Consider the following 26471-nt stretch of genomic DNA (forward strand, 5'->3'; position numbering starts at 1 on the left):
GGGGGGGGGGGGGGGGGCCGGCGGGCCCGGGCCGCCCCGCGCCCCGCGGCCCCCCCCGGCGGGGGGGCGGGCCCCCGCCCCCCCCCCCCCCCGCCGCTGTCCGTACCAGGCGCGCTGCCCCGGACCGGATCGTTCCCCCGGCGATCCGTCCAGGACAGCGCCTCCCCCGTGGGGCCCCGTACCCCCGTGCTTTCCCCCGTGGAGCCCCCTTGCTTCCCCCGTGCTCCCCCGTCACGTCCGGGCTGCCGTGCCGTTCCGCCGCCCCGTGTCGGCGGTGCCGGCCCGGCGTCCCTTCCGTGCTGCACACTCTTCCGTCCGCGCAGGTCGCGGCCCATCCGCGTACCTACTCATCTCGGCGACTGAGTACGGATACTCAAACCTGAGCACCGGCGCGCAGCGGCTGGTTACGATCTCCTGCGTGTCGGTACTCCCCCTTGTCTTCACCAGCGGCTGGGCCAGCGGAATCAACGCCTATGCCGTCGTCCTGCTCCTCGGCGTGCTCGGTGCCACCGGGGCCGCCGACGAGGTGCCCGCCTCGTTGCAGCGCACCGACGTGCTGATCGTCGCGGGGGTGCTCTTCCTGTGCGAGGCGGTCGCCGACAAGATCCCGTACGTGGACACGGTCTGGGACGCCGTGCACACGGTGGTCCGGCCGGTCTCCGGCGGGGTCGTGGCGGCGCTGCTGGCGGGCCACGACGGGTCGCTGCCGCAGCTGGCGGCGGGCGCGGTGGGCGGCACCAGCGCGCTGGTCAGCCACCTGGTCAAGGCGGGTACGCGGATGGCGGTGAACACCTCGCCCGAACCCGCCAGCAACTTCGTGCTGAGCACCCTGGAGGACCTCGGGGTCGCGGGCATCGTCGTCTTCGCGGTGTTCCACCCGGTGGCCGCGGCGGTCGTCGCCGGTGTGCTGCTGGTCGCCGGCATCCTGCTGGTGGCGTTCCTGTGGTCACGGGTACGGCGCTTCCTGCGGCGCAGGCGGCAGCGGCGGGAGGAACGGCGGCAGCCGGCGGCGGCGCGCGGGGGCTCCGCGCCGGTGGGCTGAGGCGGGGAACGGGCCCTGAGCGGCGCTGTCAGTGGTGCCGGATAAAGTCGCAGGCATGGCACGGATTGCGGTGATCGGCGCCGGGATGGGCGCGATGGCGGCCGCCGCCCGGCTGGCCGTCGCGGGCCACCGGGTGGCGGTGTACGAACGTGAGGCGACGTACGGCGGCGCGGTGCGCCGTTTCGAGCGCGCGGGCTTCGGCTTCGACACCGGCCCCGGACTGCTGCATCTGCCCGCCGTCTACCGCGACCTGTTCGTCAAGACCGGCCGCGAGCCGCTGGAGAGCGTCGTCGAGCTGTCCCAGGTCGACCCGGCCGCCCGCCACGTCTTCGCCGACGGCACGGTCGTCTCCTTGCCGAACGCGTCGCGGGCCGGTGTCCTCGCGGCCCTGGACGACGCGCTGGGCGCGGGCGCCGGTGAGCGCTGGAGCGCCTTCCTGGGCCGCGCCCGCGACGCCTGGGACCGTACGCGCCGCCCGCTGCTGGAAGAGCCGCTGTGGCCCGACTGGCAGGTGCTCGGGCGCGACCCGTACCCGGCGTTGCCCCGGCGCGGGCTGTTCGGGCGCCGCAAGCCGGTGGCGGACGCCTCCCTCGCCGAGGTCGCCGCGCACGAGCTGAAGGACCCCCGGCTGGCCGCCCTCCTGGAGAGCTACGCCCTGGCGTACGGCTTCGATCCGCGCACCGTCCCGGCGAGCGCCGCCGTCCTGCCGTACATGGAGCAGACGTTCGGAAGTTGGTATCCGCGCGGCGGCATCCGGGCGCTGGCCGACGCGCTGTACGAACGCTGTCTGGCGCGCAAGGTGGAGTTCACCTTCGGCGCCGAGGTGACGCGCGTCGTGGAGGCGGACGGCCGGGCGGCGGGCGTGGAGCTGCGCGACGGCGGGTGTGCCGAGGCGGACACGGTCGTCGCGGGGGTGGCTCCCGGCCGGCTGGCGGCGCTGCTGAAGGGCGCGGAGCCGTGGGGCGCGGACGATGTACGGCCCGACGCCGACGCGGACCGCCGGACACCGGGACGGTTCACGGTCGCCCTGGCGCTGCGCGGCCCCCGCCCGGCGGACGCGGTCCACCGCACGGTGGTCCACGCGGCCGACCGGGCGGCGGAGCTGGCCACGCTCTTCGGGGCGGGCCCGGGTGCGCTGTGCGACCGCCCGACGGTGACGGTGCTGCGCCCGGACGATCCGGCGTCCCGGCCCGACGACGCGCACGAGGCCGTCACGCTGAGCGCCGCGGTCGCACCGTACGGAGAGCTGGCCCTGCCGTCCGGCGCGGCGCTCGACGGGGCCGGCGGGCCCGGCGAGGAGACGGCCGCGCAGGCGGCAGCCGCCGACCGGCTGGTGACGGCCGCCGAGGCGGCGATACCGGGGCTGCGGGACCGGGTGCTGTGGCGCGCCGTGCTGCCGCCCGCCGAGGGCGCGTCGGTGCCGGGTCCGGCGCTGGCCGGTGCCGGGGGCCGCTTCCTGCGCCCCGGCAACCGCACCCGCATACCGGGTCTGTACGCGGTCGGCGGCTGGACGCATCCGGGCGGCGGGCTGGCGCACGCCGGGATGTCGGGCGCCCTCGTCGCGGGTCTGATCGTCAACGGGGACGGCTGGCGCGGCTCGGAGTGAGCCGGCCGTGAGCTGACGGCCCGTCCGTTCAGTAGCGGTAGTGCTGCCCGTCGTAGCCCTGGTTCTGCGGGGGCTGGTAGGGCGGGTAGGGCTCCTGCTGGTCGGCGGCGGGCCCGTTGCCACGCTGCTGGGGAACCCACACCCCGCCGGGCGGAGTGTCGCCGTAGGAGGGCTGCGCCTGGCCCTGTGACGGGTCCTGCGCGCCGGTGTACTGCTGCGCCGGGTAGGCCTGGGTGCCCCCGAAGGCGTCGGGCTGGTCGTACGGGCCGTACGGCCCGGCGTACTGCTGGTGGCCGGCGTACGGGTCGGAGTAGGGCACCTGTCCGCCCTGGTGCTGCCCCTGTCCCGGGTCCGCGCCGTAAGCCCTGTAGTGGTCGGAGTGAGCGTCCTGCCCGCTCTGGGCGGCGGCGCCGTAACCACCGTCGTATCCGTAAGCGTCCTGCCCGTACGTGCCGTACCCGTCGTACGCGGCGTAACCGGGCTGCTGCGAGCGCGCGTCGGAGCTGTATATGCCGTACTGGCCGGTCTCCTCGGGGATCGGCTGCGGGGCGTACACCTCGGCCGGCCCCTCGCCCCCGTAACCGTCGTAGGAACCCTGCGATCCCTGCGATGCCGGCGCGTCGCCGCCCGGAGAGCCGGGGAAGCCGTTCTGCTGGGCGAAGGGGTCCGTCCCGTCGTACGCGGCCGTACCGGCCGCCGGCGTGCCGCCGTCCGCTCCCCCGCCCGCGCCCTCCGCGGCCGGGACCGCCTCCACGCCGGAGACCTGGAGGGTCGGCCCGGCAGCCGCCGCCCTGCCACCTCCCCGCGCCCGGCGCCGCCGGTTGTCACCGCGCTTGCCGCCGTCACCGCGCTTGCCGCGCAGGGCCCAGCCCTCGGAGAAGCCGCTGCGGAAGGAGAGCGTGACGTAGGTCTGCCCGACGGCGAAGGCGATGGCGCCCACCGCTATGACGATCACGGACGGGATGACGACACCGACGACCACCCCGAGGAAGCCGGTGAAGGCCAGCAGCCGCCACCGCAGCCGGGCCTTGTACTGCAGCAGCACTTCCCCGAGGAGCCAGAGCGCGACACAGCCGAATGCGATGTAGAGGACCACCCAGCCCATGTACGCCCCTCTTCCGCCGCACCACGGGCCGCCGTGGTGCGGCAAACCGCCGTCAGGACTGCTGGTGCAGACCCAGATTCTCGTAGATTTCCAGCGTCGCCGTGGAGTGGTTCAGGGTAATGAAGTGCAACCCGGGACTTCCCTCGGCCATCAAGCGCGCGCACAGCTGCGTCGCGTACTCGATGCCAATGGAGCGTACAGCCGCCGGATCGTCCTTGACGGCGAGGATGCGCTCGGCCAGCTCGGGCGGGAAGGCGGCATTGCTGAGCTGCGCGAACCGTTCGATCTGGCGGACGTTGGTGACCGGCATGATCTCCGGGATGATGGGCGTCTCGCAACCCGCCGCCGCGACCCGGTCGCGCAGCCGCAGGTAGTCCTCGGCGTAGAAGAACATCTGGGTGATCGCGAAGTCCGCGCCGGCCCGGCACTTGTCGACGAAGTGCCGTACGTCGGTGTCCCAGTCCGTGGAGCGCGGGTGCATCTCCGGGAAGGCCGCCACGCCGACGCAGAAGTCGCCCGACTCCTTGATGAGCCGGACCAGTTCGGCGGCGTACAGGACGCCTTCGGGGTGCTGGACCCAGTCGCCCATCGGGTCGCCGGGCGGGTCGCCGCGCAGCGCGAGCATGTTGCGGATGCCCGCGTCGGCGTACTGCCCGATGATGTTGCGCAGGTCGGCCAGGGAGTGGTTGACGGCGGTGAGGTGGGCGACCGGGGTGAGGGTGGTGTCGGTGGCGATCCGCTCGGTCGCGCGCACCGTGCCCTCGCGGGAGGTGCCGCCCGCTCCGTACGTCACGGAGACGAAGGTCGGCGCGACCGCCTCGATCCGGCGAATGGCGTTCCACAACGTCCGCTCGCCCTTCTCCGTCTTCGGGGCGGCGAACTCGAACGAGTACGACTGCTTGCCGGAAGCGAGCAGGTCACGCACGGTCCGTGCGCGATCAGTCCTGGTGGAAGCTGTGCCTAGGGCCATACGTGCAGATTATCCACCGGCTCCCCGCACACCAACCAGCTCCGGCGAAATGCCCGGATAGCCGCATTCCGGTCCACACCTTGGACACCGGCCGGCCATCCGGCCTTCAGACAGCCCGCCGCTCAGGCCCCGTAGGCGCGCACCCGCTTCGCCAGCCCGGCGGCCGCGGCCCCCGGGTCCTCGGCCTCGGTGATCGCCCGGACGACGACCACCCGTCGGGCGCCCGCTTCCAGCACCTGGTCCAGGTTGGCCGCGTCGATCCCGCCGATCGCGAACCAGGGGCGCTCGGGCCGGCGCGCGGCCGCGTAGCGGACCAGGTCGAGGCCGGGGGCGTGGCGGCCCGGCTTGGTCGGGGTGGGCCAGCAGGGGCCCGTGCAGAAGTAGTCCACGCCGGGCTCGGCCAGCGCGGCGTCCACCTCCGCCTCGGCATGGGTGGAACGGCCGATCAGCACCTCGTCGCCGAGGACGGCGCGGGCGGCGGGCACCGGCAGGTCGCCCTGGCCCAGGTGCAGCACGTCCGACCCGATGGCGTGGGCGACGTCGGCGCGGTCGTTGACCGCGAGCAGCTTGCCGTGCCGGCGGCAGGCGTCCGCGAAGACCTCCAGGTGGGCCAGCTCCTCGGCGGCCTCCATGCCCTTGTCGCGCAGCTGCACGACGTCCACGCCCGAGGTGAGCACCGCGTCCAGGAACTGCGCGAGGTCGCCCTGGCGCTTGCGGGCGTCCGTGCACAGGTAGAGCCGGGCGTCGGACAGGGCGTGGCGTGCGGTGGTCATCGGGCGGATCCCCCCAGGTCTGCGGCGTACGGGCCGGGCCTTCCGGCCCGTACGCCAGTGGTGCGTGGACGGTCGCGGCCGCGGGTGCGGGCGCGACGGCGATACGGCTGCGGACGTGCCGCGCACGGACCTGCCGCGTACGCATCCGCCGCGTACGGGCGCATCGCGTACGGACGTGCCGTGAACGGACCGGCCCGCAGCCGCTTCGGGCGGTGCTACACGGCGAGCGCCTGTGCCCGGCGCTTCACCTCCGTACCGCGGTTCTCACGCAGGGCCTGGGCGGGGGTGCCGGGCAGCGTCTCGTCGGCGGTGAAGAGCCACTCCAGCATCTCCTCGTCGGCGAAGCCGTCGTCCCGGAGGAGCGTGAGCGTCCCGACGAGGCCCTTGACGACCTTGCCGTCCTTGATGAAGTCGGCCGGCACATGCAGGGCACGGTTCTCGCCACGGCGCACCGCGATCAGCTGGCCCTCCTTCACCAGCTGCCGCACACGCGTCACCTCGACGCCCATCATCTCGGCGATGTCGGGGAGGGTGAGCCAGGCGGGAACGAGTCCATCGATCTTTGCGTCAATCTCGGTCACGGGACAAGCCTGCCACCTCGCACTGACAGCCGGTAGCGGGGCCTCACCATCGGCGCAGCCCACGGCACCCGAACGCACCGCGCGACAGACCGCCGGCCAGGGCCCCGGACCACCCCGGCCGCCCCCTCGGACCGTCTCAGACCGCCTCGGACCGCCTCAGACCGCCGCCGACTTCAGCGGTACGGACGCGTCCGCCGCCATCCGCCGGTCCAGCACCGCGCCCCGCTCGATGAGCTTGCGCCCCTGGGCCAGGTCACGGGGCCGGCCGACCGCCAGCAGCGCGACCAGCACGCCCTCGCGCAGCCAGATCACCGACCAGGCCGCGCTCTGCGGGTCGCCGCGCCACACCGTCTCGTCCGCCCCGGCGTGGTGCCCGGCGTACTGCACGAAGCGGCCGAACTGCTCGGACCAGAAGTACGGGACCGGGTCGTAGACCGGCCCCTCCGCCGCGCCGCGGACGATGGTGGCGGCGACCGTGCGCGGCCCGTGCAGGGCGTTGTCCCAGTGGTGGACCAGGAGGCGGCTGCCGTAGCGGGCGGACGGGAAGGAGGCGCAGTCGCCGACCGCGTACACGTCGGGCAGCGAGGTGCGCAGCCGCTCGTCGGCCAGGACGGAGCGGTCCTCGGGCGACAGCTCGACGCCGGAGCCGGCCAGCCAGGAGGTAGCGGGCCGGGCGCCGATGCCGACCACGACCGCGTCGGCGGTGAGCGTCGTGCCGTCGGTGAGCGTCACCGCGTCCTCGGTGACGGCGGCGACCCGCGCACCGGTCCGCAGCCGGGCGCCGCAGTCCTCGTACCAGGCGGCCATCGGAGCGGCGACCTCGGCGGGCAGTGCGCCGGCCAGCGGCCGGCCGGCGGCCTCGACGACCGTCACCCGGCAGCCCGCCTCGCGCGCCGCGGTGGTGAACTCCGCGCCGATCCAGCCCGCGCCGACGACCACCACCTCGCGCTGCCCGGCCAGTACCGGCCGCAGCCGCTCGGCGTCGTCGAGGGTGCGCAGCACGTGCACGTCCGGCAGGCCGTCGCAGCCGGGCAGGGTGACCGGCTCGGCGCCGGTGGCGATCACCAGGTGGTCGTACGGCAGCGGTCCGGCGTCGGTCTCCAGCACCCGCGAGGCGGCCGCGAGCCCTATGGCGCGCCGGCCCAGGAGCAGGTCGATGCCGAGCGCCTCGAAGTCCACGTCGAAGGCGGACCCGTCGGCCTTGCCGAGCAGTACGGCCTTGGACAGCGGCGGGCGGTCGTACGGCCGGTGCGGCTCCTCGCCGAGCACCGTGATCTCGCCGCGCCAGCCCTGTTCGCGCAGGGCGACGGCGGTCTGCACACCGGCCAGGCCGGCGCCGACGACGACGGCGCGCCGGGTCCGCTCGGCGGCCCGCCCGGCGGTTTCGCGGTCCTGGCGCGCGCGGTCAGGGTCCTGGGACTGGGTCTGCTCGCTCACCCGATCACTGTAAGACGGTGTGTCTCGCGACCCGCAGCACCGCGCGACGAGATCTATGACACAACGTCACGGTCCGTCACCCGCGGCGGCGGCCCCGCGCTCCCTTACGGGGCGTCGGCGGCCCGTACTAGGGTTGCGGTGAACGCACACGCGGGAGCCCGGACGCGACCGGGCTGAGAGGGAGGCTGCGGCGGCCTCCGACCGTACGAACCTGATCCGGGTCATGCCGGCGAAGGGAGGGGCTGGACGCCCATGCATCCACCTGCACACCACCCCGTACCCACCCCCGTGGACGTGCCGGACGTCCTCGTCATCGGGGGTGGCGTCATCGGTCTGGTCACCGCCTGGCGGGCGGCCCAGCGCGGGCTGCGTACCGCCGTCGCCGACCCGGCTCCCGGCGGCGGCGCCGCCCAGGTCGCAGCCGGGATGCTGGCCGCCGTCACCGAGCTGCACTACGGCGAGCAGACGCTGCTCGGCCTCAATCTCGCCTCCGCGCGCCGTTATCCCGGCTTCGCCGCCGAGCTGACGGAGGCGAGCGGCCTGGACCTCGGTTACCGCCGGTGCGGCACCCTGGCCGTCGCGCTGGACGCCGACGACCGCGCCCACCTGCGCGACCTGCACGCCCTCCAGCGCCGCAGCGGCCTGGAATCGGAGTGGCTGACCGGGCGCGAGTGCCGGCGCCTGGAGCCGATGCTCGCGCCGGGCGTGCGCGGCGGGCTGCGGGTGGACGGCGACCACCAGGTCGACCCGCGCCGGCTGGCCGCCGCGCTGCTCGCCGCCTGCGAGCGGGCGGGGGTGGTCTTCCACCGCGCCGCTGCCGAGCGGCTGACCGTCGGGCGGGGCCGCGCCACCGGCGTCGAACTGGCCGGCGGGGAGCGGATCGCGGCCGGTCAGGTCGTGCTCGCGGCGGGCAGCCGGAGCGGGCGGCTGGCGGGCGTCCCGGAGGACGTGCTGCCGCCGGTGCGCCCGGTCAAGGGCCAGGTGCTGCGGCTGCGGATGCCGGACGGCCTGCCCGGCGGCGTACCGTTCCTGTCCCGCACCGTACGGGCCGTGGTACGTGGCGGCCCGCTCTACCTCGTGCCGCGCGAGAACGGCGAGCTGGTCGTCGGCGCCACCAGCGAGGAACTGGGCTGGGACACCACGGTCACCGCGGGCGGGGTCTACGAACTGCTGCGCGACGCCCACGAACTGGTCCCCGGCATCACCGAACTCCCCCTGGTCGAGACCCGCGCCGGGCTGCGCCCCGGCTCGCCCGACAACGCGCCGCTGCTCGGCCCGACCGCGCTGCCCGGCCTGCTGGTGGCGACCGGCCACCACCGCAACGGGGTGCTGCTGACGCCCGTCACGGGCGACGTGATGGCGGCGGTACTGACCGGCGGCCCGCTGCCGGAGGAGGCCCGGGCGTTCTCCCCGGACCGCTTCGCGGCGCCGCCGCCCGGCACCGCCCACGGCTCCGCGCCCGCCCACGGCCAGGGCCGCCCCACGCCCGCCCCCGCCTCCCAGGAGCAGCCCGTATGACCGTCACCACCCCCATCACCGTCTCCGTGAACGGCGAGCCCCGGGAGTTTCCCGGCGGGCTCACCCTGGACCGGCTCGTCGCCGGTCTGACCACGGCGCCCGCCGGCGTGGCCGCCGCCGTCAACGAGGCCGTGGTGCCGCGCGGCCAGTGGCCCGCCACCGCACTCGGCGACGGCGACCGCGTCGAGGTCCTCACCGCAGTCCAGGGAGGCTGATCCGTACGTCATGGCCGACGATCTCCTCACCATCGCCGACACCACTTTCGACTCCCGGCTGATCATGGGTACGGGCGGGGCGCCCAGCCTCGACGTCCTGGAGCGGGCGCTGCTCGCCTCCGGTACGGAGCTGACGACGGTCGCCATGCGCCGCCTGGACCCGACCGTGCAGGGCTCGGTGCTGTCCGTACTGGAACGGCACGGCATCCGGGTGCTGCCGAACACCGCCGGCTGCTTCACCGCGGGCGAGGCGGTCCTGACCGCCCGGCTGGCCCGTGAGGCGCTGGGCACCGACTGGGTCAAGCTGGAGGTGGTCGCGGACGAGCGCACGCTGCTGCCCGACCCGGTCGAGCTGCTGGACGCCGCGGAGACCCTGGTCGACGACGGGTTCACGGTCCTGCCGTACACCAGCGACGACCCGGTGCTGGCCCGCAAGCTGGAGGACGTGGGCTGCGCCGCGATCATGCCGCTGGGCTCCCCCATCGGCTCCGGGCTGGGCATCCGCAATCCGCACAACTTCCAGCTGATCACCGAGCGGGCCGGGGTTCCGGTGATCCTGGACGCGGGCGCGGGCACCGCCTCCGACGCCGCCCTGGCCATGGAGCTGGGCTGTGCCGCGGTGATGCTGGCGTCGGCGGTGACCCGTGCGCAGGAGCCCGTCCTGATGGCGGAGGCGATGCGGCACGCGGTCGAGGGCGGCCGGCTGGCCTACCGGGCGGGGCGGATACCGCGCCGCCACTACGCGGAGGCCTCCTCGCCCACGGAGGGCATCGCCACTCTGGACCCGGAGCGCCCGGCCTTCTGAGGCGCGGCGGGCGGCGCCCCGGAGCGGCCGCCGCCCGCCCCGTGGCGCCCCGCGTACACGGCACTCCCCCTCGCGAAAGGGGCATCCCGCACATCCGGGGCCGTCCGACGGGCGCCCCTGTCACTGTTCGGATGCAATGGCCTGTGCTTCACGGGCAGGGCGTCCGGCACCGCCGCGGCGGCTCGTAGACTCGTCTGCCGTGGATACGACCCTTCAGGACCCCCTGGTCGGGCAGTTGCTCGACGGCCGCTACCAGGTGCAGGCGCGCGTCGCCGCCGGCGGCATGGCCACGGTCTACCGGGCCATGGACACCCGGCTGGACCGGGTGCTCGCCCTGAAGGTGATGCACCCGTCGCTGGCGGCCGACGCCGCGTTCGTCGACCGCTTCATCCGCGAGGCCAAGTCCGCCGCCCGGCTCGACCACCCCAATGTGGTGGGCATGTACGACCAGGGCACCGACGGCACGTACGTGTACCTGGCGATGGAGTACGTCGCCGGGTGCACGCTGCGCGACGTGCTGCGGGAGCGCGGCGCCCTCCAGCCGCGGGCCGCGCTGGACATCGTGGAGCCGATCCTGGCGGCGCTGGGCGCCGCCCACCGGGCCGGGCTGGTGCACCGCGACATGAAGCCGGAGAACGTTCTGATCGGCGACGACGGCCGGGTCAAGGTCGCCGACTTCGGCCTGGTACGGACCGTGGGCACCAGCACCACCGCCTCGACCGGCTCGGTCCTGGGTACGGTGTCCTACCTGGCGCCCGAGCAGATCGAGGACGGTACGGCCGGGCCGCCCGCGGACGTCTACGCCTGCGGCGTGGTGCTGTTCGAGATGCTGACCGGCGGCAAGCCGCACACCGGCGCCAACGCGGCCCAGGTGCTCTACCAGCACCTGAACGAGGACGTGCCGGCCCCTTCCACGTACGCGCCCGAGCTGGCGCCGCAGCTCGACGACCTGGTCGCCGCGGCCACCGCGCGCCGCCCCGAGCTGCGCCCGCAGGACGCGGTGACGCTGCTCGCGCAGACCCGCGCGGTGCGGGCCGAGCTGACCGACGCGCAGCTCGACGCGGTGCCGCCGCAGGCCGGCGAGGCGCCGGCGGGCGGGCCGGAGGCGGGCTCCGAGGACCGTACGAGCGTGCTGCCGCGGGTCGCCGTGCAGCCGCCACTGCCCCTGGAGGAGCCGCTGCACCACACCAGCAGGCTGGAGACCCCGCCGCCGGACCCGGCGTCGGCGGCCGAGCCGACCACCCGGCTGCGCCCGGCGGCCGGCACCGCGCGCCCGGGGGCGTGGGCCGGGCTGCTGCGGGCCCGGCGCAAGACGGTCTCGGTGGTCGCCGCCGTCCTGCTCGTGCTGGCGGTGGGCGCGGGCGTCTGGTACATCAACTCCGGGCAGTTCACCACCGTCCCGGCCGTACTGGACATGACCCAGGCGAAGGCGGAGCAGACGCTGCGCGCCGAGGGCCTGGGCGTGAAGGTGAAGCGGGCCTTCAGCCCGAACGTGGAGCGCGGCCACGTCATGGCCACCGACCCGGAGAACGGCGAGCGCATCCGCGGTACGGGCACGGTCACCATCACCCTGTCCAAGGGCCCCGAGATCGTCCAGGTGCCCGACCTGGCGGGCACCCCGGTCGCCGACGCCAAGCGCAGGCTGCGCGACCTGGGGCTGACCGTCGGCACGGTGCACAAGGAGTTCTCCGACGAGGTCGCCAAGGGGTCGGTGATCAGCACCGACCCGGCGGCGGGCAGCAAGCGCCGCCCGGAGACCGCCGTGGCGCTGACGGTCAGCCGTGGGGCGGAGGTCGACGTCCCGGACGTGACCGGCCGGGACCGGGCGGACGCGGAGGCCACGCTGCGCGGTGCGGGCTTCGAGGTGAAGATCGCGGACCGGACGGTGCACTCCCCGCAGGACAAGGGCAAGGTCGCCCGGCAGACGCCGGGGCAGGGCAGCAAGCTGGGCCGGGGTGACACCGTGACGCTCACCCTCTCCGAGGGCCCCGAGATGGTCACCGTGCCGGACGTGACGGGCAAGAACACCGCGGACGCGAAGCGGGCACTGTCCGGCGCGGGCTTCGAGGTCGAGGTCAAGAAGCCGTTCCTGTTCCCGAAGGACAAGGTGGCGAGCCAGTCGGTCGCGGGCGGTGAGCAGGCGGCGAAGGGCAGCAGGATCACGATCCGGCTGGAGAGCATGCTGTGAGATCCGGGGGCGCGCCGGGCGCGCTGTGAGCAAGGACGCCCGCCCGCGCGCCGGAGCGGGCGCCCCGCACCTGGCACCCTTGACGGGTGAGCATCTCCTCTTCCCCGCAGGACACCTTGCGGGACTCCCCGCAGAACACCCCGGACGTCTCCGCACAGGCCGCCCGTGACCGCAACCCGGTCGGCAGCCACGTGCCGGTGGCCGGCGGCCTGGCCAAGGTGGGTGTCCCGTACGCCCGTGACATCGGCGGCGAGGCCGTGCAGGTCTTCGTCGCCAATCCGCGCGGCTGGGCCACGCCGCCCGGCAGCCCGCAGCAGGACGAGGCGTTCCGGGAGGCGTGCGAGCGGGAGTCCCTTCCGGCGTACGTGCACGCCCCCTACCTGATCAATTTCGGCTCGCACACCGCGGAGACGGTCGAGAAGTCCGTCGTCTCGCTGCGCCACTCGCTGCTGCGCGGCCGGGCGATCGGCGCGCGGGGCGTGGTGGTGCACACCGGTTCGGCGACCGGCGGGCGGCCCCGTTCGGAGGCCCTGGCGCAGGTACGCGAGCGGGTGCGCCCGCTGCTGGAGGAGCTGACGCACGACGACGACCCGTGGCTGCTGCTGGAGCCGACGGCGGGTCAGGGCGCCTCGCTGTGCGCGCTGGCGGAGGACCTGGGCCCGTACTTCGACGCGCTGGACCGGCACCCGAAGCTGGGCGTCTGCCTGGACACCTGCCACGCCTTCGCGGCCGGGCACGACATGGCCGCGCCCGGCGGGATGAAGGCGCTGCTGGACGAGCTGGTCGGCACCGTGGGCGAGGGGCGGCTGAAACTGATCCACGCCAACGACTCCAAGGACGTCGTCGGCGCGCACAAGGACCGCCACGAGAACATCGGCACCGGGCACATCGGCGCTGACCCGTTCGGCGAGCTGTTCCGCCACCCGGCCACCCTGGGCGTACCGCTGGTGATCGAGACGCCGGGCGGCAAGGAGGGCCACGCGGCGGACGTGGCGCGCCTGAAGGAGCTGCGGAACCCGGGCGTCTGAGGCGGCGGGCCGGACCGTGCCGCCCCGGCGGGCCGGTGCCTACAGCTCCGGCCCGTCCCCCGGTTCCTCCTGGTAGGAGTAGCGCTGTTCGCGCCAGGGGTCACCGAGGTTGTGGTAGCCGCGCTCCTCCCAGAAGCCGCGGCGGTCCGCTGTCATGTACTCGATGCCGCGCACCCATTTGGGGCCTTTCCAGGCGTACAGGTGCGGGACGATCAGACGGACCGGGAAGCCGTGCTCGGCGGTGAGCAGTTCGCCGGAGCGGTGGGTGGCGAACAGGGACTTGGCGTCGGCGAAGTCGGCCAGCTTCAGGTTCGAGCTGAAGCCGTATTCGGCCCACACCATCACATGGGTGACGTCCGGGGCCGGCGGCGCGAGATCGAGGATCGTACGGGTGGAGATGCCGCCCCATTCGGCGCCGAGCATGCTGAACTTCGTGACGCAGTGCATGTCGGCCACGACGGTCGTATAGGGCAGCGCGGAGAACTCCTCGTGCGTCCAGCAGCGCTTGTCACCGTCCGCGGTGGCGCCGAAAGCGCGGAATTCCCAGCGCTCGGGCCGGAACTTCGGCACCGGGCCGTAGTGCGTGACCGGCCATCCCCGTTGCAGTCGCTGCCCCGGAGGCAGCTGAGGATGCTCCGCTTCGCGGCTTTCGGGCTGACCCATGGTCTCCATGGTGTCAGACCATCAGGGGTGCCGGTGACCAGGGCGACAGCGATTCGGGCAACTCGTACTAAGCGTGCACTTACTGGACGCCCTGCTCACGACGGTGCAAGGATGCGCGGCACCTGCCAGTACTCGCGTGGAAGGAGCCCGCTGCCATGCAGGGCGATTCCGAGGTCATCGAATTCCTCAACGAGCAGCTGACCGCCGAGCTGACCGCCATCAATCAGTACTTCCTGCACGCGAAGATGCAGGAGAACAACGGCTGGCACAAGCTGGCCAAGTACACCCGAGCCGAGTCGTTCGACGAGATGAAGCACGCGGAGACCCTCACCGACCGCATCCTCTTCCTCGACGGGCTGCCCAATTACCAGCGGCTCTTCCACGTCCGGGTGGGCCAGACGGTCACCGAGATGTTCCAGGCGGACCGGCAGATCGAGGTGGAGGCCATCGACCGCCTCAAGCGGGGCGTCGAGGTGATGCGGGCCAAGGGGGACATCACCTCGGCCAACATCTTCGAGTCGATCCTGGCCGACGAGGAGCACCACATCGACTACCTGGACACACAGCTGGACCTGATCGAGAAGCTCGGTGAGCCGCTGTACCTCGCCCAGGTGATCGAGCAGCCGGACAGCTGAGGCGGTCCGCTCCAGCGAACCGTTCCTTCAGCCGGGCCGTACGTGCGCTCCAGGCCCGCGCCCCGTGCGGGCGCGCCGTGCCCGGGGTCGCTTCAGGCTGCTTCCGGCAGGGCCCCGGGGGCCGTGTCGGGGGCGGTGTGCGGCGTGATGCCGTACGGGCCGGGTGCCGCGGCGGCCTCGCCGGGCGCCGCGGCGCCGAGCGGTTCGGGCGCGCCCTGGTCGATCAGTTCGCGGCGGGGGCACGCGCCCCGGCCGAGCAGCGCCTGGATGCGGCGGACGCAGCCGCCGCAGTCGGTGCCGGCCTTGCAGGCGGAGGCTATCTGGCGCGGGGTGCAGGCACCGGAGTCCGCGTGGTCACGGACCTGCTGCTCCGTGATGCCGAAGCACGAGCAGACGTACACGCGGGTCACCTCCGTCGACCTGTTCCGCGGTGAGGTTACCCTTACCTTACCCGGGACGAAAGTCCGCTCACAACGCCGATGGGGCGCGAATCCTGTGATCCGCGCCCCATCGGCGTGTCCGTACGGCCCTGGCGGCCCGCGGCCCTACTGGTCGCGGTACATCTCCGCCACCAGGAAGGCCAGGTCCAGCGACTGGCTGCGGTTGAGCCGCGGGTCGCAGGCGGTCTCGTAGCGCTGGTGCAGGTCGTCGACGAAGATCTCGTCGCCGCCGCCCACGCACTCGGTGACGTCGTCGCCGGTCAGCTCGACGTGGATGCCGCCCGGGTGCGTACCGAGGCTCTTGTGCACCTCGAAGAAGCCCTTGACCTCGTCCAGCACGTCGTCGAAGCGCCGGGTCTTGTGGCCGGAGGCGGCCTCGAAGGTGTTGCCGTGCATCGGGTCGCAGATCCAGGCGACCTGCGCGCCGGCGGCGGTGACCTTCTCGACCAGCTCGGGCAGCTTGTCGCGGATCTTGTCCGCGCCCATGCGGGTGATGAAGGTCAGCCGGCCCGGCTCGCGGTCCGGGTCGAGGCGCTCGATGAGGGTGAGCGCGTCCTCGGCGGTCGTCGTCGGGCCCAGCTTGACGCCGATCGGGTTGCGGATGCGGGAGGCGAACTCGATGTGCGCGCCGTCCAGTTGACGGGTGCGCTCGCCGATCCAGACCATGTGGCCCGAGACGTCGTACAGGTCGCCGGTGCGGGAGTCCGTACGGGTCAGCGCGGACTCGTAGTCCAGCACGAGCGCCTCGTGGGAGGCGTAGAACTCGACCGTCTTGAACTCCTCCGGGTCCACCCCGCAGGCGTTCATGAAGTTCAGCGCCCGGTCGATCTCGCGCGCCAGCGCCTCGTAGCGCTGCCCGGACGGGGAGGACTTCACGAAGTCCTGGTTCCAGGCGTGCACCTGGCGCAGGTCGGCGTAGCCGCCGGTGGTGAAGGCGCGGACGAGGTTCAGCGTCGCGGCGGAGGCGTGGTACATCCGCTTCAGGCGCTGCGGGTCCGGGATCCGGGCCGCCTCGGTGAACTCGAAGCCGTTGACGGAGTCGCCGCGGTAGGTCGGCAGGGTCACGCCGTCGCGGGTCTCGGTGGGCTTGGAGCGCGGCTTGCTGTACTGGCCCGCGATCCGGCCGACCTTGACGACCGGGACCGACCCGGCGTACGTGAGGACCGCGCCCATCTGGAGCAGGGTCTTGAGCTTGTTGCGGATGTGCTCGGCCGAGACGGCGTCGAACGCCTCCGCGCAGTCACCGCCCTGGAGCAGGAACGCCTCACCCCGGGCGACCGCTCCCAGGCGCTCGCGCAGCTGGTCGCACTCGCCGGCGAAGACGAGCGGCGGATAGGACTCCAGCTCGGCGATCACATCGCGCAGAGCCTCTTGGTCCGGCCATTCGGGCTGCTGCGCCGCGGGCAGGTCTCGCCAGGTGTTGCCACCGGCGTGGATTTCAGCGTTCACGGTCACGCGTCAAACTTTACGGGGTCCGGACAGGGGTCCATCTCGCCGACCGGGATGTGAGACGAACGTCCCACTCCGACGGCCCGCCCGGTGCGCCGGAGGGCGTCAGTCCGGTACGTGGTCTTCAGGTGCGCCGTGCGCGACGGCGGCCAGGGTCTCCAGCGCGGACGCCAGGTCGTCGAGGGCCGGGGCGGCGAGGGCGACCCGGACCGCGTGCGGGGCGGGCGCGGCGCCGTGCGTGCCTTCCGGGCCGACGGCGAACGCGGCGGCCGGGGTGACGGCGATGCCGTGCCGGGCGGCGGCCGCGAGGAAGGTCTCGGCCCGCCACCCCTCGGGCAGCTCCCACCAGGCGAAGTACGAGGCCGGGTCGGCCCGGACCCGGAAGCCGGCGAGGTGCTCGCGCAGCAGCGCCTGCCGGGCGGCGGCGTCCTGGCGCTTGGCCTCGGCCACCGTCGTCACCACGCCGTCGTGCAGCCAGCGGACGGTGGCGTTCAGCGCGAAGCCGCCGGCCGTCCAGCCGCCGGAGCGCAGGGCGGCGGCGACCCGGCCGGTGTGCGTGGGCGGCGCCAGGACCAGGCCGGCGGTCAGGCCGGGCGCCAGGCGCTTGGAGAAGCTGTCGACCAGGAGGACGCGCTCGGGGGCCAGGGCGGCCAGCGGCGGGAGGCCGGCCTGCCGGCCGCCGTCGAGCAGGAAGGACCAGACGGCGTCCTCGACGGCCCACAGGTCCAGGGCGCGCAGCGTCTCGGCCAGCTCGGCGCGGCGCCCGGCGGGCATGGTGATGCCGAGCGGGTTGTGCAGGGTCGGCTGGAGGTAGACGGCGTGCAGGGAGGCGCTGCGGTGGGCCGCCCGTACGGCGTCCGGGCGCAGGCCGCACACGTCGCCCGGCAGGGGTACCAGGGTGATGCCGAGGCGGGCGGCGACGGACTTGACCAGGGGGTAGGTGAGCGCTTCGACGCCCAGGCGGCCGCCGGGCGGCACCAGTGCGGCGAGCGCCCCGGCGATGGCCTGCCGGCCGTTGCCCGCGAACAGCAGGCCCGCGGGGTCGGGGCGGAAGTCCGCATGGGCCAGGAGGGCGGCGCAGGCCTCGCGGGCGGGTGCGGAGCCGGTGGCGGGGGCGACGGCCAGGGCCGTGCTCAGCACGTCGGGGCGGAGCAGGGGCTCCAGCGCGTGGGCGAGGAGGGCGGCCTGGCCGGGGGCCTCGGGGTAGTTGAGTTCGAGGTTGACGCGGGTGCGGCGGGCCGGGTCGGCGGGTTCGGCGAGCGCGGGTCCGGGGGCGTGCTGGGCGGCGCGTACGTACGTGCCGCGGCCGACCTCGCCGACGGTCAGGCCGCGGCGGGCCAGCTCGCGGTAGACGCGGGCGGCGGTGGAGTTGGCGATGCCGTGGGCGCGGGCGAAGGCGCGCTGGGTGGCGAGCCGGTCGCCGGGGCGCAGCCGCCCGGCGGCGATGTCGGCCGCGACGGCGTCCGCGATGCGCTGGTAGTCCTCCACGGGGCCTCCCGGCCGTCGTACCGAGCGCTCCGGCATTGCACCGAGCGCAATGTTTCTATTGCACCGAGATGATGCCCGCCCTAGCATCGAGCCGTCAACAGGCCGGCCGCCGGAACACCCGACAAACAGGGGCGAGTTGTGCTGCGTACAGCAGAGGTCGACGGCATCACCATCACGTACGAGGACACCGGCGGCGCGGCCGGTGGAGGAGAAACGGTCCTTCTGATCCACGGGCACCCCTTCGACCACACCATGTGGGCCCCGCAGACCGCCGCGCTGGCCGCCGCGGGACACCGTGTCCTCGTACCGGACCTGCGCGGCTACGGCGCCTCCCAGGTCGTACCGGGCATCACCCGCCTGGAGACCTTCACGGCCGACCTCGCCGCCCTCCTGGACCACCTGGGCGTACCGGACCGGATCGTCCTCGGCGGCCTGTCCATGGGCGGCCAGATCGCCATGGAGTACGCCCGCCGCTTCCCCGGGCGGCTGCGCGCCCTCGTCCTCGCGGACACCTTCGCCCAGCCGGAGACTCCCGAAGGTCACCGCGACCGCAACGCCATGGCCGACCGGCTGCTGCGTGAAGGCATGCGCGGCTACACCGAAGAGGTCCTGGACAAGATGGTCTCGCCGCGCACCGTCGCCGCCCGGCCCGCCGTCGCGGAGCACGTACGGCGCATGATGCTCGGCACGCCGCCCGAAGGCGCGGCCGCCGCGCTCCGCGGCCGCGCCGAACGCCCCGACTACACCGAGGCGTTGACCCGTCTCGCCGTCCCGGCCCTGGTGGTGGTCGGCCGCGACGACACGTACACGCCGGTCGCCGACGCCGAGTTCCTGTGCGCCCGCATACCGCACGCGGACCTGACCGTCGTCGAGGACGCCGCCCACCTGCCCAACCTCGAACAGCCGGACGCCTTCAACGCCGCGCTGACCGCCTTTCTGGCTGCGCTGCCGGAACGCGTCGGGTAGGGTGACGGCCATGCACGCGCACCCGGCCATGAACATGAACTGGTGGTGGACCGCTCATCCGGCGGCCCACTGATCGCGCGCATCCACTGACACCGCGAAGGCCGCCCGAGGGGCGGCCTTCCGTGTTTTACGGGCCGTTCCTCCCCACCCGGAAGGAACCGCCGACATGCCTCGCCCCACCACCGACGCCGGCACCGCCGCCGTCCTGCGCCGCCTGCTCTCCCCCGGCTGCCCGCCGTTCGCCCTGCTGCACCGCCGCTCGCCCGGCCGGCCCGCCGCCGACACCGTCGAGGTGCTGGTCGGCGAGGTGACCGAAGTGCCCGAGCTGGCCGGCATCCCGCTCGGCGAGGGCGTACCGGACGGTGGCACCGCGGTCACCGACGCGCTCGCGCTCATCCCGTTCCGCCAGATCCGCGAGCGCGGCTTCGACGCCCGTGACGACGGCACGCCGCTGGCGGTGCTGCGCCCGGAGGAGGCGTACGAGCTGCCGCCGGCCGAGGTGCTGGCGGAACTGCCCGCCCACGAGGTGACGGTGCGAGGCGGCGCCTTCGACGTGGACGACGACACGTACGCCGGGATCGTCGAGCGCGTCCTGAAGGACGAGATCGGCACCGGCGAGGGCGCCAACTTCGTCATCCGGCGCACCTTCCAGGGCGACATCCCGGGCTTCGGCACGGCCGACGCGCTGGCCCTGTTCCGGCGGCTGCTGGCCGGTGAGCGGGGCGCCTACTGGACGTACGTGGTGCACCGGCCGGGCGTGCGCACGCTGGTCGGCGCCAGCCCCGAGGTGCACGTACGGATGTCCGGCGGGACGGTCGTGATGAACCCGATCAGCGGCACCTACCGCTACCCGGCGGGCGGGCCGGACGTGGACGGCCTGCTGGCGTTCCTGGACGACCGCAAGGAGGTGGAGGAGCTGTCCATGGTCGTCGACGAGGAGCTGAAGATGATGTGCACCGTCGGCGACAAGGGCGGTGTGGTGGTCGGCCCGCGCCTCAAGGAGATGGCGCACCTCGCGCACACGGAGTACGAGCTGCGCGGGCGCTCCTCGCTCGACGTACGCGAGGTGCTGAAGGAGACCATGTTCGCGGCGACCGTCGTCGGCTCGCCGGTGCAGAACGCCTGCCGGGTGATCGGACGCCACGAGGCGGGCGGGCGCGGCTACTACGCCGGGGCGCTGGCGCTGATCGGACGGGACGCGGGCGGCGCGCAGACGCTGGACTCGCCGATCCTGATCCGTACGGCGGACATCGACGCGGCCGGCGGGCTGCGGGTGGCGGCCGGCGCCACGCTCGTACGCTCCTCCGACCCGCGCGCCGAGGTCGCCGAGACGCACGCCAAGGCCGCCGGGGTGCTGACCGCGCTCGGCGTGCGCGCCGCGCCCGCCCGTACCGAGGAGACCGCCGGGCGGCCGCGGCTGGCCGACGACCCGCGGGTGCGCGCCGCGCTCGACGCCCGCCGCGCGGACCTCGCGCCGTTCTGGCTGCGGATGCAGAGCAGCGCGCCGGCCGCCGCGCTGTCCGGCCACGCGCTGGTGATCGACGCGGAGGACACCTTCACCGCGATGCTGGCGCACCTGCTGCGCACCTCGGGGCTGGAGGTGACCGTGCGCCGATACGACGAGCCGGGGCTGCGGGAGGCCGCGGCGGCCCACGAGGGCCCGGTCGTCCTGGGGCCGGGCCCCGGTGACCCGTCGGACGCCGCGGATCCGAAGATGCGGCTGCTGCGCGCGCTGACCGCGGAGCTGGTCCGCGGCCACCGGCACGGCCTGCTCGGCGTCTGCCTGGGCCACGAGCTGATCGCCGCGGAACTGGGCCTGGAGATCGTCCGCAAGGAGGTGCCGTTCCAGGGCGCGCAGGAGCGGATCGACTTCTTCGGCCGCCCGGAGACCGTCGGTTTCTACAACACCTTCACGGCGCGCTGCGACGAGGCGGCGGTGGCCGAACTGGCCATGCACCGGGTCGAGCTGAGCCGGGACGCGGGCTCCGGTGAGGTGCACGCGCTGCGCGGCCCCGGGTTCGCGGGCGTGCAGTTCCACCCGGAGTCGGTGCTGACGCTGGACGGGGCGGCGATCACCGCACAGCTGCTGGCCGCTGTCCTGGTGTGACGAGGAGGTTCTCGTTGGTGCGGCCGGCCAGGTAGTCCTCGACGTTGCGTACGGTGGCGTCGACGATCTGGCCGACCGCGTCCTCGGTGAAGTACGCCTGGTGCGAGGTGACCAGCACGTTCCCGAAGGTCATCAGGCGGGCGAGGGTGTCGTCGTGGATGACTTCGAGGGACTTGTCGAAGAAGAAGAGCCCGGCCTCCTCCTCGTAGACGTCCAGGCCGACCCCGGCGAGCCGGCCGGCCTTCAGGGTCTCCACGAGCGCCGCGGTGTCCACGAGGCCGCCGCGGCTGGAGTTGACCAGGATCGCGTCGTCCTTCATGGCGGCCAGCGCGGCGGCGTCGATGAGGTGGCGGGTGGACTCCGTCAGCGGTACGTGCAGGCTGATCAGGTCCGACTCGGCGAACAGCCGGTCCTGGCCGACGTACTTCATGCCCAGCTCGGTGCAGCGGGGGTTCTCGGCGATGTCCCAGCCGAGCAGGTTCATCCCGAAGCCGTGGGCGATCCGGGTGAACGCCTCGCCGATCTTGCCGGTGCCGAGCACACCGGCGGTCCGGCCGTGCAGGTCGCGGCCCATCAGCCCGTCGAGGCGGAAGTCGAAGTTGCGGGTGCGGTTGGCGGCCCGGACGATCCGGCGGTTGACGGCCATGGCCAGGCCCCAGGCGAACTCCGCCACCGAGAACGGCGAGTAGTGGGAGACCCGGCCGACGGTCACCCCGAGGTCGGCCGCGGCCTCCAGGTCGATGTTGTTGTAGCCGGTGGCGCGCTGGGCGATCATCTTCGTGCCGCCCACCGCCAGCTCCTGGATCACCTCGGCGCACAGGTCGGCGTTGACGCTGACGCTGACGACCTCGTAGCCCGCGGCGATCGGGGCGGTGTCGCGGTTGAGGAAGACGTCGAGGCAGCGGACCTGGTGGCGGCCTGCGAAGGCCTTCGCCAGCAGCGGCCGCTCGTCCGCCTGCACACCGAACGCGATGATCTCCACGGTCTCTCCCGACGTCGCCGTTGCTCCGGTCCGGTCGCCGCCGCCCGCTTTGCGGCGTATGCGACGACAGGGCCGAATATACGGCGCGGAGCGCGGACCGGCCGCCCGTCCGCCGCGTACGGCGACATACGGGCGGACCGGGCGCGCGCCGCCCGTCGGCTCAGCCGAAGAAGACCCCGGCCTCCGCGTACAGCTTCGGGTCGACGGTCTTGATCTTCGCGGTCGCCTCCGCCAGCGGCACCCGGACGATGTCCGTGCCGCGCAGGGCGACCATCTTCCCGTAGTCCCCGTCGCGCACCGCGTCGATCGCGTGCAGCCCGAAACGGGTGGCCAGCCAGCGGTCGAAGGCGCTGGGCGTGCCGCCGCGCTGGGTGTGGCCGAGCACCGTCGTGCGGGCCTCCTTGCCCGTACGGTCCTCGATCTCCTTCGCCAGCCACTCACCCACGCCCGACAGCCGCACGTGCCCGAAGGAGTCCTTCGACCCGTCCTTGAGGATCATCTGGCCGTCCTTGGGCATGGCGCCCTCGGCGATCACCACGATCGGCGCGTAGCGGACCTTGAAGCGGGACTCGATCCAGGCGCAGACCTGGTCGATGTCGAAGCGCTGCTCGGGGATGAGGATGACGTTGGCGCCGCCGGCCAGGCCGGAGTGCAGCGCGATCCAGCCCGCGTGCCGGCCCATGACCTCGACGACCAGGACCCGCATGTGCGACTCGGCGGTGGTGTGCAGCCGGTCGATGGCCTCGGTCGCGACGCCGACGGCGGTGTCGAAGCCGAAGGTGTAGTCGGTGGCGGACAGGTCGTTGTCGATGGTCTTGGGCACCCCGACGCAGGGCACGCCGTACTCGCCGGAGAGCCGGGCGGCGACGCCGAGGGTGTCCTCGCCGCCGATCGTGATCAGCGCCTCGACCTCCTCCTTGGCGAGGGTGTCCTTGATCCGGCGGATGCCGTCGTCCTGCTGGAGAGGGTTGGTCCGCGAGGAGCCGAGGACCGTGCCGCCGCGGGGCAGGATGCCGCGTACGGCGGGGATGTCGAGCGGTACCGTGTCGCCCTCCAGGGGCCCGCGCCAGCCGTCCCGGAAGCCGACGAAGTCGTAGCCGTACTCCTGGACGCCCTTGCGCACCACGCCTCGGATGACCGCGTTGAGACCGGGGCAGTCACCGCCGCCGGTCAGTACTCCGACCCGCATCGCTTCTTCACCTTCATCCCGTGAGGGGCCGCGCACCCGCCGGTGGCCGCGCGCGGCCGTGCTGTGCCGACGCCGGTCACGCTAATGGTGATGCCCGTCACCCAGGGATGGGCAGGAGAGCGAATTCCCCGGAAATGCCGGGGACTTGACGCGATGCGTTCACTCGTACGAGCGCATCGCGCGGACGCGGCCGGCGCCCCCCGCGGAACACCGGTACGAAGCGGGCCGGGACTCAGACCTCGTCCAGGCCGCGTTCTATCGCATACCGGACCAGTTCGACGCGGTTGTGCAGCTGGAGCTTGCCCAGGGTGTTCTGCACATGGTTCTGGACCGTGCGGTGCGAGATGACCAGCCGCTCGGCGATCTGCTTGTACGACAGGCCCTTGGCGACCAGGCGCAGCACCTCGGTCTCCCGCTCGGTCAGCTGCGGCGCGCCCGGCTCGTCCTCGGCGGCCGGGGCGGGCTCGGTCGCCAGCCGGCGGTACTCCCCCAGCACCAGCCCGGCCAGCCCCGGCGTGAACACCGGGTCGCCGGCCGCCGTACGGCGCACCGCGTCCAACAGCTCTTCGGTACTGGCCGACTTGAGCAGATAGCCCGTCGCGCCCGACTTGACGGCCTCCAGCACGTCGGCGTGCTCGCCGCTGGCGGAGAGCACCAGCACCCGCAGCGCGGGGTTGGCGCCGACCAGCTCCCGGCAGACCTCCACGCCGGGCAGGCCCGGCAGGTTCAGGTCCAGCACCAGGACGTCGGGCGCGGCGGCCTGCGCGCGGCGCACCGCCTGCGGCCCGTCCCCGGCCGTCGCCACCACCTCGAACCCGGCCTCGGCCAGGTCGCGGGCGACCGCGTCCCGCCACATCGGGTGGTCGTCGACCACCATCACCTTCACGCCCTGCGGCTCACTCACGCCGTGCTCCTCCCCCGATTCCGGCCCTCGGGCGCACCGCCCTTGGGGACTTTCAGCTCCACTTCCGTGCCCTGGCCGGGGACCGAGATCCAGTCGGCGCTGCCGCCCAGGTCCCGCAGCCGGCCGCGGATCGACAGGGCCACCCCCAGCCGGCCCTCGCGCTCGGCGTCCGCGAGGCGGCCTTCGGGGATGCCGGGACCGTCGTCCCGCACCGTCACGACCACCTCGTCCGGCTCGTCCTCCACCAGGATCCACGCCTGCGCCTCGGCACCCGCGTGCACCTTCACATTGTCCAGCGCGGCACTGACAGCGGCCGCCAGCTCCGCGGCGGCGGCCGCCGGGAGCACGACGGGCGCGCCCGGCTCGGAGAAGGTGACGCGCGCGCCGGCGTGCGGCGCCAGCAGGGCCCGTACGTCGCAGGGCCCGGCGTCGGGACCGTCCTCGGCGCACGGCACCGGTGCGGCCAGCGCCTCCTGCGGGGTGCGCACCAGGTCGTCCGCGGCGTCCGGGCCGACCGTGCGCGGCGGCGGTACGAGCCCGCTGGAGACCAGCGTGCGCAGCGCGACCTCCTGCTCGCCCGCCATCCGGCCCAGCTCGGCCGCCTCGCCGCCGATCGCGGCGCCGCGCCGCTGCACCATGGCCAGGACCTGGAGCACGCTGTCGTGGATGTCGCGGGCCAGCCGCTCCCGCTCGCGGGTGGCGGCCTCGATCTGCAGGGCGCGGGCGAGGGTGCGCTCACTGGCGCGGGCCACCTCGACCACGTAACCGATCGCGACGCTGGCCACCCACACCAGGACCACGTTGTGGATGGTGTCGCGGGCGAACTCCTGCCGCTCGACCAGGTTGACCACGGCGACCAGCGCGGAGGCCACCGCGGCCCAGCGCCAGCCGCCCTTGATCGCGAAGCCGAGCACCGCGCCCGCCGTCCAGATGGAGGGCAGCGTCGGCCCGCCGTCCATGATCCGCTCGTGGCTGTCCGCCACCAGGGTGAGCAGGATGCCGCCGAGCGCGAAGGACAGGTCGCCGATGAGGAAGGCGCGGGTGCAGCGCTCCGGCGAGGTCGTACGGCGCCAGGTGCAGGCCATCCACACGGTCAGCGCCGTCATGTAGGCGGCGGCCACGAGCGGGTGCGCGTACTTCTTGCAGGAGAACGCGAACAGGACCAGGACGTAGACCAGGGTCAGGACGCGGTAGCCGGTCAGCGCCCGCCACAGCGGGAGCTCCACGGACATCCGGACCGCGCGCCGCGGCCCCCGCCTGCCCCGGTCCGCCGCCGTGCCGGCCGCGGTCCGTGTCTCTGCCTCTGTCATCTCGCCCCCACCCTGTGCCGGGGCGCGGCTACGCCCCGGTGCCGGTCCCGCTCTGCTGCTCCGTGGCCGGGGCGGCCTGCCCCTTGCCCGTCTTGGCCGCCTTCTCCGCCTCGGCCTTCTTCTTGGCCGCCTCCGCGATCTGCCGCTTGGCGGCGGTCGCGTAGATGTCCACGTACTCCTGGCCCGACAGCTTCATGATCTCGTACATGACCTCGTCGGTCACCGAGCGCAGGATGAAGCGGTCCCCCTCCATGCCGTGGTACCGGCTGAAGTCCAGCGGCTTGCCGATGCGGATGCCCGGCCGGATCATCTTCGGCATGACCTTGCCGGGCGGCTGCACCTTCTCCGTGTCGATCATCGCGACGGGGATGACCGGGGCGCCGGTGGCCAGCGCCACCCGGGCCAGGCCGCCGGGCTTGCCACGGTAGAGCCGGCCGTCCGGCGAGCGGGTGCCCTCCGGGTAGATGCCGAACAGCTCACCGCGCTCCAGCACCTCGATACCGCTCTTGATCGCCGCCTCGCCCGCGCCCCGCGCGCCCGAGCGGTCCACCGGCAGCTGGCCCACGCCCTTGAAGAAGGCGGCGGTCAGCTTGCCCTTGACGCCCGGCGAGGTGAAGTACTCGGCCTTGGCGATGAAGGTCACCTTCCGGTCGAGCACCGCGGGCAGGAAGAAGGAGTCCGAGAAGGACAGGTGGTTGCTCGCCAGGATCGCGGGGCCCGTCGCGGGAATGTTCTCCAGGCCCTCCACCCAGGGACGGAAAGCCAGCTTCAGCGATCCGCCGATGGAAAACTTCATTGCGCCGTAGATCAACCCACTGCCTCCTGTGTGTGACGCAAAGACCTTAACCTGCCCCGGCGCCCCCCTCTCCTCGGCGGCCCGTCCCCGGACGGCCCGGCCCGGCCCTCCCGGTGGGCTGCGGTGTGCCGGTGGGGCGCCGGTGGGGCGCCGGTACGGAGCGCACGGCCACGGCGCACGGGGCGCACGAGCGGGCTCCGCGGGGGCATGCGGACCTATCCGCCCGGCGCCGCTCCGCGTAGGCTTCCAGTAACCCGCGCAACCCGTTGCCGCC

At 73.8% G+C, this 26471-nt stretch carries 24 protein-coding genes and 1 riboswitch; of the genes, 10 read left to right on the top strand and 14 right to left on the bottom strand.

Annotation, left to right across the window (positions count from 1 at the left end; translation table 11 throughout):
• Positions 1–418: 418 nt before the first annotated feature.
• Positions 419–1042 (top strand): DUF4126 domain-containing protein, encoded by a 624-nt coding sequence (locus AB0L45_RS34215; protein ID WP_365847048.1) that lies wholly within the window; start codon positions 419–421, stop codon positions 1040–1042.
• A 55-nt stretch (positions 1043–1097) separates the two neighbouring features.
• Complete coding sequence (locus AB0L45_RS34220) at positions 1098–2648, top strand: NAD(P)/FAD-dependent oxidoreductase (protein ID WP_365847050.1); 1551 nt, start codon at positions 1098–1100, stop codon at positions 2646–2648.
• 28 nt (positions 2649–2676) lie between these two features.
• On the opposite strand, the gene AB0L45_RS34225 is transcribed toward AB0L45_RS34220, so the two are convergent.
• The 5 genes from AB0L45_RS34225 to AB0L45_RS34245 form a co-directional block, all read right to left on the bottom strand.
• Positions 2677–3753 carry a hypothetical protein gene (locus AB0L45_RS34225; protein WP_365847052.1) on the bottom strand — a complete coding sequence of 359 codons (1077 nt, stop codon included), beginning with the start codon at positions 3751–3753 and terminating at the stop codon, positions 2677–2679.
• 52 nt (positions 3754–3805) lie between these two features.
• On the bottom strand, positions 3806–4723 hold the full coding sequence (gene metF, locus AB0L45_RS34230) for a methylenetetrahydrofolate reductase [NAD(P)H] (protein WP_365847054.1): 918 nt from the start codon (positions 4721–4723) through the stop codon (positions 3806–3808).
• Positions 4724–4845: 122 nt separating this feature from the next.
• Positions 4846–5496: a thiamine phosphate synthase gene (thiE, locus tag AB0L45_RS34235; RefSeq protein WP_365847056.1), complete on the bottom strand. Its 651-nt coding sequence runs from the start codon at positions 5494–5496 to the stop codon at positions 4846–4848.
• Positions 5497–5711: 215 nt separating this feature from the next.
• Positions 5712–6077 carry an Rv2175c family DNA-binding protein gene (locus AB0L45_RS34240; protein ID WP_365847058.1) on the bottom strand — a complete coding sequence of 122 codons (366 nt, stop codon included), beginning with the start codon at positions 6075–6077 and terminating at the stop codon, positions 5712–5714.
• 156 nt (positions 6078–6233) lie between these two features.
• Complete coding sequence (locus AB0L45_RS34245; protein WP_365847060.1) at positions 6234–7514, bottom strand: FAD-dependent oxidoreductase; 1281 nt, start codon at positions 7512–7514, stop codon at positions 6234–6236.
• A gap of 139 nt (positions 7515–7653) precedes the next feature.
• Positions 7654–7769: riboswitch (TPP riboswitch) on the top strand.
• Here AB0L45_RS34245 and thiO point away from each other — a divergent pair.
• The 5 genes from thiO (at position 7767) to AB0L45_RS34270 (ending at position 13268) form a co-directional block, all read left to right on the top strand.
• A complete protein-coding gene (thiO, locus tag AB0L45_RS34250; RefSeq protein ID WP_365847062.1) occupies positions 7767–9032 on the top strand; it encodes a glycine oxidase ThiO in 1266 nt (421 codons plus the stop codon). Its footprint overlaps the riboswitch before it by 3 nt.
• Positions 9029–9247 carry a sulfur carrier protein ThiS gene (thiS, locus tag AB0L45_RS34255; protein WP_365847064.1) on the top strand — a complete coding sequence of 73 codons (219 nt, stop codon included), beginning with the start codon at positions 9029–9031 and terminating at the stop codon, positions 9245–9247. The genes thiO and thiS overlap by 4 nt, the downstream gene beginning before the upstream one ends.
• A 10-nt stretch (positions 9248–9257) precedes the next feature.
• Positions 9258–10052 carry a thiazole synthase gene (locus AB0L45_RS34260; RefSeq protein ID WP_365847066.1) on the top strand — a complete coding sequence of 265 codons (795 nt, stop codon included), beginning with the start codon at positions 9258–9260 and terminating at the stop codon, positions 10050–10052.
• A 199-nt stretch (positions 10053–10251) separates the two neighbouring features.
• A complete protein-coding gene (gene pknB / locus AB0L45_RS34265) occupies positions 10252–12240 on the top strand; it encodes a Stk1 family PASTA domain-containing Ser/Thr kinase (RefSeq protein WP_365847068.1) in 1989 nt (662 codons plus the stop codon).
• 116 nt (positions 12241–12356) lie between these two features.
• Positions 12357–13268 carry a deoxyribonuclease IV gene (locus AB0L45_RS34270; protein ID WP_365847167.1) on the top strand — a complete coding sequence of 304 codons (912 nt, stop codon included), beginning with the start codon at positions 12357–12359 and terminating at the stop codon, positions 13266–13268.
• A 39-nt stretch (positions 13269–13307) separates the two neighbouring features.
• Here AB0L45_RS34270 and AB0L45_RS34275 read toward each other — a convergent pair whose 3' ends face one another.
• Positions 13308–13940, bottom strand: a complete 633-nt coding sequence (locus AB0L45_RS34275; protein WP_365847070.1) for a sulfite oxidase-like oxidoreductase — start codon at positions 13938–13940, stop codon at positions 13308–13310.
• A 146-nt stretch (positions 13941–14086) separates the two neighbouring features.
• Between AB0L45_RS34275 and bfr the strand changes: the two genes are divergently transcribed.
• Entirely contained in the window at positions 14087–14566 is a 480-nt protein-coding gene (gene bfr / locus AB0L45_RS34280) for a bacterioferritin (protein ID WP_365847072.1), read from the top strand.
• A 92-nt stretch (positions 14567–14658) separates the two neighbouring features.
• Here bfr and AB0L45_RS34285 read toward each other — a convergent pair whose 3' ends face one another.
• The 3 genes from AB0L45_RS34285 to AB0L45_RS34295 form a co-directional block, all read right to left on the bottom strand.
• Positions 14659–14967 (bottom strand): (2Fe-2S)-binding protein, encoded by a 309-nt coding sequence (locus AB0L45_RS34285; protein ID WP_365847074.1) that lies wholly within the window; start codon positions 14965–14967, stop codon positions 14659–14661.
• Positions 14968–15111: 144 nt separating this feature from the next.
• On the bottom strand, positions 15112–16455 hold the full coding sequence (locus tag AB0L45_RS34290; RefSeq protein ID WP_365847169.1) for a class II 3-deoxy-7-phosphoheptulonate synthase: 1344 nt from the start codon (positions 16453–16455) through the stop codon (positions 15112–15114).
• A 105-nt stretch (positions 16456–16560) separates the two neighbouring features.
• Positions 16561–17943 carry a PLP-dependent aminotransferase family protein gene (locus tag AB0L45_RS34295; RefSeq protein WP_365847076.1) on the bottom strand — a complete coding sequence of 461 codons (1383 nt, stop codon included), beginning with the start codon at positions 17941–17943 and terminating at the stop codon, positions 16561–16563.
• Positions 17944–18081: 138 nt separating this feature from the next.
• Between AB0L45_RS34295 and AB0L45_RS34300 the strand changes: the two genes are divergently transcribed.
• Together AB0L45_RS34300 and AB0L45_RS34305 are read left to right on the top strand one after the other, a co-directional pair.
• The gene (locus AB0L45_RS34300; protein WP_365847078.1) at positions 18082–18909 is read left to right on the top strand and encodes an alpha/beta fold hydrolase; all 828 of its coding nucleotides are present in this window, start codon (positions 18082–18084) and stop codon (positions 18907–18909) included.
• Positions 18910–19075: 166 nt separating this feature from the next.
• A complete protein-coding gene (locus AB0L45_RS34305; protein WP_365847080.1) occupies positions 19076–21016 on the top strand; it encodes an anthranilate synthase family protein in 1941 nt (646 codons plus the stop codon).
• Here the strand turns inward: AB0L45_RS34305 and AB0L45_RS34310 are convergent.
• The 5 genes from AB0L45_RS34310 to AB0L45_RS34330 all read right to left on the bottom strand — a co-directional run bounded on the left by AB0L45_RS34310 (position 20982) and on the right by AB0L45_RS34330 (position 26212).
• On the bottom strand, positions 20982–21998 hold the full coding sequence (locus AB0L45_RS34310; protein WP_365847082.1) for a 2-hydroxyacid dehydrogenase: 1017 nt from the start codon (positions 21996–21998) through the stop codon (positions 20982–20984). The genes AB0L45_RS34305 and AB0L45_RS34310 overlap by 35 nt on opposite strands.
• 160 nt (positions 21999–22158) lie before the next feature.
• Positions 22159–23187, bottom strand: a complete 1029-nt coding sequence (locus AB0L45_RS34315; protein WP_365847084.1) for a 6-phosphofructokinase — start codon at positions 23185–23187, stop codon at positions 22159–22161.
• Positions 23188–23419: 232 nt separating this feature from the next.
• Positions 23420–24091, bottom strand: coding sequence for a response regulator transcription factor (locus AB0L45_RS34320; RefSeq protein WP_365847086.1), 672 nt, complete (start codon positions 24089–24091; stop codon positions 23420–23422).
• Positions 24088–25323, bottom strand: a complete 1236-nt coding sequence (locus AB0L45_RS34325; protein WP_365847171.1) for a DUF5931 domain-containing protein — start codon at positions 25321–25323, stop codon at positions 24088–24090. Before AB0L45_RS34325 ends, AB0L45_RS34320 begins: the two co-directional genes overlap by 4 nt.
• 106 nt (positions 25324–25429) lie before the next feature.
• Complete coding sequence (locus AB0L45_RS34330; RefSeq protein ID WP_365847088.1) at positions 25430–26212, bottom strand: lysophospholipid acyltransferase family protein; 783 nt, start codon at positions 26210–26212, stop codon at positions 25430–25432.
• Positions 26213–26471 lie beyond the last annotated feature (259 nt).

This window comes from Streptomyces sp. NPDC052496 (assembly GCF_040679095.1).
In the GTDB taxonomy this organism is placed as follows: domain Bacteria; phylum Actinomycetota; class Actinomycetes; order Streptomycetales; family Streptomycetaceae; genus Streptomyces.